Genomic DNA, 6,898 nt, shown 5'->3' on the forward strand with positions numbered 1-6,898 from the left:
TTTCCTGCGGGGGAACTGGCAAGCCTCCTCGCTCGTTTCACTCCCTGTGGGGTCTCGCCTAGCTCCTTCTCCCGCGGGAGTCTCGTCGTTTCCTTCGCCACCCTATGATGGAGGGATAGTGAACGGACCCTTCTATAGGAGATAGAAGGGTGCTGGATCCGTCTCAAATGCTTCTATAGCGGGACTTTCCCACACGTAATTGCTTATTGTTATAAGTTTATCTCCAACATAAATCGGGGCGTTTTAAACATGATATTGAGCTCCATATATCGCAAGGTCCGAAGGGGGACGATGTAGACTCCTGCGGGATGAACATGATCGGTGAGATCCCGCAGGGCTGTTAAGCCCGAGGAAGCTCAGCACATGGGATGTTCGACTAAGATCGCCACCTCCTGTGGCAACGTCGAACGACCCTGCGTCGTGCAGGGCCGGAAAGCGAAATCGTTCCCCGGAGGACCTAATTCTCACAAATGTCTCGAAACTGAGTCTTCAAGTAACGGGAGCTTATGTGGAAGATAAACCTGGGGATTTAACCTCAACCTAAAAAAGAAACGGAGTATTACGTCCGCTTCTTTTTTCCTGCTCCTGCATTCAGGGCCTGTTCTAAGTCCTCCCAAATGTCGTCTACTGATTCAAGCCCTACAGATAATCGAATTAGATTATCCCCAATCCCCATCTTCTTCCTTTCTTCTTCGGGAACCACCGCGTGTGTCATCGATGCAGGGTGTTGAATAAGGGTTTCTGCATCGCCGAGGCTTACCGCGATCTTAATCAATTTTAACTGATCCATGACATGGTGTGCTTCCTCTTTTCCACCTTCAATATCAAAAGCAAGCACCCCTCCTCCGTCCGACATTTGTCCCTTCAGATTAGGAGTTTCAATATCTGGATAATAAACATCATTCACTAAAGGATGATGTTTTAAATATATAGCTATCTTACCCGCGCTTGAACTATGTCGATCCAAACGAATATGAAGGGTTTTTAATCCCCTGATCAAAAGCCAGGCATCAAATGGAGAAAGTACACCTCCTATATCCTTCTGTTCATTCATTGCTAATTCATCCATAAAATCCTTTTTTCCAATAACAAGCCCGGCAATCACGTCTCCGTGACCACCTATATATTTTGTAGCGCTGTGAATAACGATATCACAGCCTAACTCCAGCGGCCGCTGCAAGTAAGGTGTGCAAAAAGTGTTATCCACTACCACAGGAATATTATATTCTCCAGCTACTTTAGCAACCATCCGTAAATCAATGACTTTCATCGTTGGATTAATCGGAGTCTCTATAAATATGCAAGCAGTAGAGTCAGTAATTCTATCTCTCAGCTCCTCTTCTGTCTCCATAAAGCTGAAATCATGCTGAATATTATATTTTTCTTTAAGTGTCGTCAGTAAACCATATGTGCATCCATATAGACCATTGGAACATAAGATATGGTCATTGGCTTTTGTTAAGGCAATAAGGACGGCAGAAACAGCTGCCATACCAGACGCAAAAGCCAATCCCTTTTCTCCTCCCTCAAGAGCTGCCATTCTCTCTTCCAAAGCTTTCACAGTAGGATTTCCTAGTCTCGTATAGATATAGCCCTCTTCTTCTCCTGAAAAACGGCGCTCCCCCTCTGAAGCGTTCTGAAATGAAAAAGTGGATGTTTGAAATATAGGCATGGATAAGCTTCTTAAGAACTCATCGGAATGCTTGCCCCCATGAATCATAGAGGTCTCCATGCGTTTCTCTTTTCTATTCACTTCTACTCCCCCTATTCTTCAACTTATACCTTTTAAAGTTGTAAGCGTTTTCAATTAATTCTAACAAAAAGAAAGGTGTTTCGCCCTCCTTCTTAATTACTATATTTCCATTTATCCAAATGGGTGTTCATTTTATAACATTATCTATTTCATTGTCAGAAAAGTGATCTTGATACAATTGATCTGCCCAAGAGATCGCCTGGCCGTATATTTCAAATATTTCACTAAAGTCAATTCCTAATTCCTCCAGTGAACGATCCAGATTCTCAAATTCAGCCGTCTCCATAGCTATCGCTATCTCTAGAATACTTCTGTATAAATTCTGCTCCCCGTTCAAAGCATCTTTTATTTCTGCATCCAGCGGCAGGGATTGAATGGCTTCTGAAGTTGACTGCTTCGTTCCTACATCCACCAGTGACATAAACCCAGTTAGGAAAAACCCGTCTGATCGCGTCCCCGCACGGAGCTTGATTGCGACCTGCTCACACATTTTTGCTCGGACTAAGCTCGTTTTGACCAAAAATTGAGAGGCAGTGGAAGCAGCCCTTTCTGTTTGTTCAATAGAAAGCACATACAGCCATTTTTTCAGGGCGTCGGTTCCTAAAAGCATTACAGCCTGTTTAATGGACTGGATAGGTACATTGGAATGCTGATAATTGGAGGAATTGATAAGCCGTAATAATTTATAAGTAAGAGCCAGGTCCTGCTCTAAGATATCAACTACTTTTTCTACATCTACTTCTCCGCCTGAGACAGATAATTCCTCAATAATTTGAAAATATGTCCCGGTAAAAAAAGGGATATCTACTCCTGAAACGACAACCGGCTTGCTATAATAATACCCTTGAAAGAGCTTGAAACCCTCCAGGACACAAGCATGATGTTCTTCTCTCGTTTCTATTTTTTCAGCTAACAGAGTAAGATTATATGCTTTAGCTAAATGGATGATTTCTATACGAAGTTTTGCAGGTACAGCCCGTATATCCACCTTAATAATATCTATGTAATGAAGAAGGTGCGGATTTGAGAGCTGCTCCAGGGAAATGACATCATCTAGAGCAATCGTGTAGCCTTTTTCTTTTAAATCACGGCATTCTCCGATAAGGTTCTCTGAAAAGCAAACATCTTCCAGTATCTCCACAATCAACTGACCAGGGTTAAAATGCTTTGGTATCTGGTTTAAAAGTAATTTTTCAGTAAAATTTATAAAACAAGGTTTATTTTGGGAAAGTCGATCCAGCCCTATCGTTAGGAAGCTGTTCACTAAGACCTCTGTCGTTGCTCGACTGGCATCGATCGCAGTGAACTGATTAACGTGGCTGTCACGGTATAAAATTTCATAAGCATACACTTCTTCGTTCAAATTCAAGATTGGCTGCCGTGCCACGAAAACTTCCATCTGCTTTCTTCCCTTCTTCAACACTTGAGAACATTAGCTTAAGTATACTACACCACTTTATCCATTGTCATAACGGTATGGGAAAAAATACATGAAATACGACAAGAAGGAAACACTGAAATCAAAGACTTCTTCAGGAGGGAAATCATGGATAAACAACAATGGACAAAGCCACAGCCAATGTGGCTGGAAGATACATCACTGCCTTCGTTTGATGGATTAAAAGAAGATACGTCTACAGAGGTTGCTGTTATTGGTGGAGGCATCACCGGAATTACAACAGCTTATTTATTAGCTAAACAAGGGAAGCAAGTTATATTACTCGATTCTGATCACTTGTTAAATGGTACAACTGGTCACACCACAGCTAAAGTAACTGCTCAGCATGGATTGATCTACTATGAATTAATGAAGCATTTCGGTACTGAAGAAGCCTCTCTCTACTATCAAGCTCAGATGAGCGCGTTTTCCTTAATTGAAGAATTGATTCAAAAATATGATATCTCCTGTGATTGGAAAAAGGAAGACGCGCTGTTATATGCCACTACCAATAAAGGAGCGCTTAAGCTTGACCAGGAATATGAAGCTTACAGAAAGATCGGTATTGAAGGATCCCTTAATGAGTCGCTTCCTTTTGATGTTGAAGCCAAAAAAGCACTTGTCATGCACAATCAGGCGCGTTTTCATCCTCTAAAATACTTATCCGCTTTAGTAGAAGAGTTCATCAAGCTGGGTGGAGAAATCTACGAAAACACCAAAGCCACTGATCTTAAAGAAGGATCCAAGCTTGAAATTCATACGGGTTCAGGGGCAACCGTTACCTGTGATAAAGCAGTATCCTGCAGTCACTTCCCATTCTATGACGGGAAAGGGTTTTATTTCAGCCGAATGTACGCAGAACGTTCCTACCTTATGGCTATCGAACCAGAACGTGAAATACCTGATGGCATGTATCTTTCGGTTGATGAACCCAAACGCACCATTCGTACAGCTGAATACAATGGCAAACCAATATTACTTGTCGGAGGAGAAAGCCATAAAACAGGGATGGGTGTAAATACATCCTTCCACTACAATGCTATTGAGGAATTTGCTGCTCAGACTTTTGGAATTAAAAAGAAATTATTCCAATGGTCCGCCCAGGATTTGACCACGCTCGATAAAGTTCCTTATATTGGACCAATCACCCGGCGGAATGATCGTGTGTTTATAGCTACCGGGTTTAGAAAATGGGGCATGACGAATGGTACCCTTGCCGCTCAGCTTATATCTCAATCTGTTGCAGGAGAAGATTCACTTTTTCACTCTCTATTCAAACCGTCCCGTTTCAAAACAGATCCTAGCATGAAACAATTTCTCTCCCAGAATTTTGATGTCGCTGTTCATCTGGTAGAAGGGAAGCTTGAGCTTGTCGCAGACCGTCCCCAAAATTTGAAAAAAGGTGAAGGATTAGTCGTTCAATGGAAAGGCGAACGAGCGGGAGCTTTTAAAGATGAAGAAGATCAAATACATCTTCTGGATACTACTTGCACACATATGGGATGCGAAGTGGAGTGGAATGATGCGGAGCGCACTTGGGACTGTCCGTGCCACGGTTCAAGGTTCTCATTTGATGGTACAGTTGTGGAAGGCCCGGCTGACCAGCCGCTTATGAAAATCGCTTTTCCTTACCCTGAACAGCAGCAAATCACATCTGATGAGTTAAATGCAGAAGAAGAACAACCGGATCAGCTATAACGTCAAAGCGCTGCCTAAGAACAGGCAGCGCTTTTCTATTTTTTCAGCATAAAGGGTGATATACTATACGAGTTGGAAAAGTTTATCATTTTCGCCTGTAATACTCACAGAGAGGATCTATTCTGTATGATCAGCGATCAAAAACTAGGAATTATCTATACAGCAGGAGCTTATATTCTATGGGGATTCCTCCCCATCTACTGGAAGTTGATTCAACAGATTCCAGCCTTTGAAATTCTGGCCCACAGAATTGTATGGTCTTTCGTTTTCATGGTATTTCTAGTCATAGTCATAAACAAACGGAAGCCCTTTATGAAAGAGCTTCGTGCCATCGTAAATAATAAAATCCGTTTGGTTGGTATAACGCTCGCTTCCATAACCATCAGCATAAACTGGGTCACCTACATATGGGCAGTAAATACAGACCATGTCGTTGAAGCCAGTCTCGGTTATTATATTAATCCGCTTGTCAGCATTCTTCTCGGAATGATTGTGTTAAAAGAGACCTTCTCAAAAGCTCAATGGCTTGCTTTCTTTCTTGCTGGATGCGGTGTATTGTTTATGACCATTAACTTCGGTTCAGTACCCTGGATTGCACTGCTACTTGCTTTCAGCTTCGGTTCTTATGGATTACTGAAAAAGTTGGTACCCCTTAATGCTATGTATGGATTAACCATTGAAACTCTTATCGTGTCACCTGTTGCGCTTATTTATCTCTTAAACCAGCAAAGCGGTCAGTGGATGGAGATAAGCTGGCTTTCTCTTACCACAGTGCTTGTATTCGGAGCTGGAATTGTCACTGCAATTCCTCTGTTACTGTTTTCGGCAGGGGCGAAGCGTATTCCGCTTTCCATGGTTGGGTTTCTACAGTATTTTGCCCCAACCATCATGCTGATCATTGGGGTTTTCTTATACAATGAACCATTTACACACACCCATGTCATTTCATTTACTCTTATATGGGCCGGTCTTGCAGTTTATACCGTGACACGAGTCAAGCGTCTGAAAAAATTTGAAGCAAAAGCGAGTTAGTGAAAGGCTTCGCTATAGTTTATTATTGATTTTTTATAAGGCTTATTACGCAATAGGGCCGGTTACTGTAAGACTCAGTTTCGAGCTATCTTAGGTCCGTTGCTGATATAGAGAGGGGCTGGCTACGGAAACAACTCGCTTTCCTTCGGGGGAACTGGCAAGCCTCCTCAGTCATTAACACTCCTTGTGGGGTCTCGCCTAGCTCCTTCTCCCGCGGGAGTCTCGTCGTTTCCTCCGCCATCCTATGATTGAGGAGTGAACGGACCCTTCTATAAGTGAGGTAATCGTTCTGGACCAGCCTTATACCCTTATATATCAGGAGTTGTACACTTAAATAAGCTAGATACTCTTTTGCTCTCCAGTTAATTTTAGTAATGGGCATTTTGGGTGGATTTCGAGTTTCTTATTCGGCCAGGTCCGGAGAGGGACGATGAAGACTTCTGCGGGATGAACATGATCGGTGAGATACCGCGGGCTGTTAAGCCCGAGGAAGCTCAGCACATGCCCGCGAAAAGCGAAATCGTCCCCCGCAGGACCAATTCCTCACAAAAGTCTCGAAATCAAGTCTTCAAGTAATGGGAGCTTTACTTTAAAATCGACGTGGATGTTTAACAGAGACATTCATGCTAATTTTTTCGTACCATGATATATGAAAATGGTTTCCTAACGGGTATTAGAAGAGTACAGTCAGCGACTTCTACCAAAGGTCGAGATGGCGTGATGTCTTAGAACTCGTAACAGAGACGGGTCTTCGGAAGCAAGTGTACCATGGATTGTCGCTCTCCTCGGAGAAGCACGTAGGGTAGATTACACGTAACGTTTCCGAATGGAGTGGCTGGCTGCAACTTTCCAAAAGGAGGCGGCCCCTTATGCACGTTATAAGTGATCGTGTGTGTGGGATGGATGTGCACAAGAAGAGTATCACCGCGTGTCTTTTGCTATCTGATGAGAAGGAACTTCGTACCTTCGGCACCATG

General features: G+C 42.9%; 4 protein-coding genes. 2 read left to right on the forward strand and 2 right to left on the reverse strand.

The window, feature by feature from the left end; genetic code table 11:
- Positions 1–559: 559 nt before the first annotated feature.
- Together megL and BMZ06_RS19925 are read right to left on the reverse strand one after the other, a co-directional pair.
- Entirely contained in the window at positions 560–1,753 is a 1,194-nt protein-coding gene (gene megL, locus BMZ06_RS19920) for a methionine gamma-lyase (RefSeq protein ID WP_089754929.1), read from the reverse strand.
- Positions 1,754–1,880: 127 nt separating this feature from the next.
- Positions 1,881–3,152, reverse strand: a complete 1,272-nt coding sequence (locus tag BMZ06_RS19925; RefSeq protein ID WP_089754931.1) for an EAL and HDOD domain-containing protein — start codon at positions 3,150–3,152, stop codon at positions 1,881–1,883.
- Positions 3,153–3,299: 147 nt separating this feature from the next.
- On the opposite strand from BMZ06_RS19925, the gene BMZ06_RS19930 reads away from it, so the two are divergent.
- Entirely contained in the window at positions 3,300–4,889 is a 1,590-nt protein-coding gene (locus BMZ06_RS19930; RefSeq protein ID WP_089754933.1) for an FAD-dependent oxidoreductase, read from the forward strand.
- Positions 4,890–5,015: 126 nt separating this feature from the next.
- Positions 5,016–5,921 (forward strand): EamA family transporter RarD, encoded by a 906-nt coding sequence (gene rarD / locus BMZ06_RS19935; protein WP_089754935.1) that lies wholly within the window; start codon positions 5,016–5,018, stop codon positions 5,919–5,921.
- Positions 5,922–6,898: the final 977 nt, after the last annotated feature.

This window comes from Halobacillus alkaliphilus (genome assembly GCF_900113125.1).
GTDB classification, from domain to species: Bacteria; Bacillota; Bacilli; order Bacillales; family Halobacillaceae; genus Halobacillus; species Halobacillus alkaliphilus.